Source organism: Shewanella sp. MF05913, assembly GCF_059758095.1.
Map to the genome: position 1 here is coordinate 1 of NZ_JCAYNT010000045.1, position 3,815 is coordinate 3,815.

At 35.3% G+C, this 3,815-nt stretch carries 6 protein-coding genes and 1 pseudogene; all 7 read right to left on the reverse strand.

Annotated elements, in window-relative coordinates:
- Positions 1 to 102 precede the first annotated feature (102 nt).
- On the reverse strand, positions 103 to 318 hold the full coding sequence (locus AC19MV_RS22770; protein WP_498310016.1) for a hypothetical protein: 216 nt from the start codon (positions 316 to 318) through the stop codon (positions 103 to 105).
- A 215-nt stretch (positions 319 to 533) separates the two neighbouring features.
- Positions 534 to 934: pseudogene (locus AC19MV_RS22775) on the reverse strand (DUF6795 domain-containing protein).
- A 31-nt stretch (positions 935 to 965) separates the two neighbouring features.
- On the reverse strand, positions 966 to 1,130 hold the full coding sequence (locus AC19MV_RS22780) for a pentapeptide repeat-containing protein (RefSeq protein WP_498310017.1): 165 nt from the start codon (positions 1,128 to 1,130) through the stop codon (positions 966 to 968).
- The gene (locus tag AC19MV_RS22785; protein ID WP_498310020.1) at positions 1,109 to 1,306 is read right to left on the reverse strand and encodes a pentapeptide repeat-containing protein; all 198 of its coding nucleotides are present in this window, start codon (positions 1,304 to 1,306) and stop codon (positions 1,109 to 1,111) included. The genes AC19MV_RS22780 and AC19MV_RS22785 overlap by 22 nt, the downstream gene beginning before the upstream one ends.
- Positions 1,307 to 1,321: 15 nt before the next feature.
- Positions 1,322 to 1,849 (reverse strand): SMI1/KNR4 family protein, encoded by a 528-nt coding sequence (locus tag AC19MV_RS22790; RefSeq protein WP_498310018.1) that lies wholly within the window; start codon positions 1,847 to 1,849, stop codon positions 1,322 to 1,324.
- A 14-nt stretch (positions 1,850 to 1,863) separates the two neighbouring features.
- On the reverse strand, positions 1,864 to 2,946 hold the full coding sequence (locus AC19MV_RS22795) for an RHS repeat domain-containing protein (protein ID WP_498310021.1): 1,083 nt from the start codon (positions 2,944 to 2,946) through the stop codon (positions 1,864 to 1,866).
- A 39-nt stretch (positions 2,947 to 2,985) separates the two neighbouring features.
- Complete coding sequence (locus AC19MV_RS22800; protein ID WP_498310019.1) at positions 2,986 to 3,183, reverse strand: peptidoglycan-binding domain-containing protein; 198 nt, start codon at positions 3,181 to 3,183, stop codon at positions 2,986 to 2,988.
- Positions 3,184 to 3,815 lie beyond the last annotated feature (632 nt).

Below are 3,815 nucleotides of genomic sequence, written 5' to 3' on the forward strand. Positions count from 1 at the left end.
AAAAGATAGACTGGGCGGTCTGCTATATAACAATAAACGCAAAAAAGTCACAACAAAGAAAATCTAGAAAAGACATGACGTTAGATGGAATTTTTGCAGGCCTTAATGCTTAAGGTCCAGTGTATGAATCAGTGCTACTGGAGTAAAAGTATCAGGTTGATAAATGTACCAGGTGTATTCACCTAAAGTGCACTCGCCAATCAGCTGGTGATTATCCCAAATAAAGTCGGTGCGACCAAGTTCGCTGATTTTGGCACTTCGACGTCCTAGTGCATCATATTCGTATTGGGTCAGTTTGCCATTAACGTTGATTTGCACTAATTGGTTTAAACCATTAAAGCTGCGCTGTTGTTTATGAACTGTAACTAAGCCATAAATTAACAGCTAATTGTGGTGCTAATGTGTTCATATCATTCCTTTGATTATTCTTATAGATATCAATTCAAAAATTAAAAAATCTTCTTCGTCATCGTCATTTATTTCATAAATATCAAAATCCGTTTCCCATCGACAAATACTTATACCATCAAACATTAAGTTTGGATTTTTTTATTTGGAAAGGTAAAAGTCACTTCTTTATTACTTAGGTCACAATTTAGCATTGTTAATTTTTCTTTAAACTCTGGAAACTCTTCAATACCACCGAACTCTGAGTCCCATAAAACATACTGGACACTATCAATAATGATGTAAACTTTCTGCATAACAGAATCATTGACGAACATATCACCTGGTTTTTTTGAACTGATACTGACTTCTGGCATAAAAAACAACCATACTCGTCTGTTAAGGTTTCATCATTTGCTTCAACTTGATGAATATAACTAAGTTCTCTTATTACTTTAGCGCCAACAATAGGTTTTCCATTTAACAAAACCTGTCCTTTTACTTCTGAGCACATGTGCACGTCGTATGTTTTTAGTAATCCAAACATGTCAAGGTTTATCCCGTATAGAATTCAATCGTCACTTCACATGAGGAATACTTAAATTGATGTCTTTATCAAACTTGGCACATTCAGTAATAGCATTGTCCCAACAGACATCCTTCAAATTAGCCCCTGTGAAATCACAATCTGTAAAATTGCCATGGCTTAAATCAGCACCTGTTAGGTTGGCTTTTCTAAACATGGTTCCGGTGAAATTTCGTTTGATAAGTCGGCATTTGTTAAATTCGCTTCATCAAAGCAGCCATCAGCAGCCTCGACATAAGTCAATGTTGCATCACTTAAATCACTGCCAATAAACATTGAGCACCAAAGGTTTGCGTAGTCAAATTCACAAGATGAAAAGTTAGATTCGTTAATGGTATTAAGCGATAATTAATCATCGATTATGTCCATTATTTTATCGTAATCCACATCAACAGGTTCAGGATCAGGTGTGCCAGTGACAAGAAAAGATAAGTAATCTGTAAAACTCTTAAATTTAGACACTTCTTGTCCGTAAGTTTCAGTTAGAAATAGTCCAACCTCGCCAGCACGTTCTGATTCTTGCGAAAATAAAAAGTAATAACCGCCACCATCGTATGTGCTAATTACTAAACCAAATGTTGGAACGGGTAAATAATTTTCTTTTTCAAATGACTTAACGTGATACAAGGTATTTAGATTGACATCTGAATATTTTTTGAATCTATAATTATCATCGGGAAGCCCTTGAACCCCTCCGCCAAACCATGATGCAAAACCAAAATTTGATAAGAAATATTTATAATCCTTTGGCAAAGTTATCCCAAAATTCATTTCAAGTGACGCAATTTCCTCATCAGAGGCGCCATTCGATCTATCATCATAATTTTTTAACAACTTGGCTTCACCAATTAATCCAGCTATTTTTTCATTCTTCACTATAAAACTCCAAGTTATTTTAAACTAGATAAAGTGGGACCATTATCATTATCATAAGGGCACTTACCTTCAGCGTACCAATGTAATTCTTTATTTTTTCTACTATGGTACTCATCTGGTAATAATTCTAAATTCTCTAGTTTATTCGGATCTTCAATACTTTCACATCTAAATATAGGTTTCTTATGATGTACATTATATCCTCTAGGTACCTCACCTTTATATTCCATGTACTCTAATTCATCTTTGTTAAAGTACTCATGTGCTATGTGATTATCGTCATTTAAAGCTGCATTTGCATAGCTAGATATGTACTCAGCTCTCTTAGGTGGAAATGCTTTCCTAGCTACCTCAACTTCACCCACTGTACGTTTATGATATTTAGTTGGTTTTGAATCGGGGTGGAGTTTTACACGTTCACTGTTTACAACATGCTGCTCAGCAAATTGCGCGATACTGACGACTTCGACACTTGTCTCGCCAGATCTAGACATTTTATTAAGTGTAATTAATCCGTTAACTTCATCAAGACCAGCTATATCATATTCATGTTCTTTTCTATACTTAGCACCTTCTGGTGTATATTTCAGAGCTGATTTATGTGGTTGGTCAATAACGGCACTTGCAATCGCTATATCTAGAATTTTATTTTTTATAGCTTCAACTATACCGCCTGAAGAAACCAGATCACTAAGCATTCTATCAAGCTTCTTTTCACCTTCTTTACACAACAATCCAAACGGATCCACCCAATTAACGGGATTCGGTGCATATTGATAATGGTTTATGCCACCCACCAAGCCAATAGGGTCTTGATGTATAAATCGAGCTTGCCCGGGGCTGTAGTACCTAAAGCGGTTGTAGTGTAAACCAGATTCGTCATCAAAGTATTGGCCTTGAAAACGGATTGGGTTAGTTATCTTGTCTTGCAGATCAGCATTTTCAATGTCTCTATCTTTAACAGATGTGCTTTCAATTGCCTGGCCGAACACGTCTTGCTGACTGCGCCAGACTATTTTAGCATTTTCATCCGTTAAGCAAATCGGGGGGCCGAGTTGGTCTAGGTGATAATAATAAACCTGCCCTGCTTTAATCAGTGCTACAAGTGTAAAAGTAGATAAACCATGCCTCCCATTTTAATTTTGAAATAGCTTTATCGCAGCAACAGTTTTAGCGCTTTCAGGCCTAGTGCCTAAACGGCCATCAACAATTAATGATTTTGTAGGCGGGATAAGTTTGAGTAATTTATTTAAAGCCGTTTGTACAGCTTTTACATCGTTTAGATTGTTAGCACCACCCAGCCCGACAGCTTGAGTTATTTTTATTGATGACATCGTATTATCCTTGTCATAGTTGATTTTAAAAAAGGTTAAATCTACATATCTAGCATTTATTATTCTGATAACAGTTAACTTTTTCGCATCATCCTATGCACAGGGCAAGATCGTGAACGTTTTTTGCACAGGTTTGGTACATTGTTAAAACTGAATTTGTTCAGTACGCCATCATTTCATGAATGATTGAAAGTGATTCAGTATTTAAATTACTCACAATGAGTAAAAAACGCACACTCATGCGATTGCCCTGATCCTATGCAACGTTTGAAGTTACTCTCAAAATATTCACTTATAACTTTAAAAAAAATATTAACTTAACTACTTGCTAGTCTTAATTTTTAAATTACATTTTAATTTCAACTCTATATTCTAAGGTAGTTAAACCTTCATAATACTCCTTTTCAAAATGAACTTTAAAACATTTAAAACAGACACTTTTAGAGCTATCCTTAATGAAAGGGAAAGGATTTAAAGCGTCATCACTTTCATCGTCTATACCTTCATCATAGACAGGATCTTTAGCAATAAACCTATATTTTAGATAGAAAAAAGGCCTTATTTATGATCTGATAATTGTCGCCAAACAAATCAACCTGAACAATAAATAAAGCCAATGACAATTATCACCT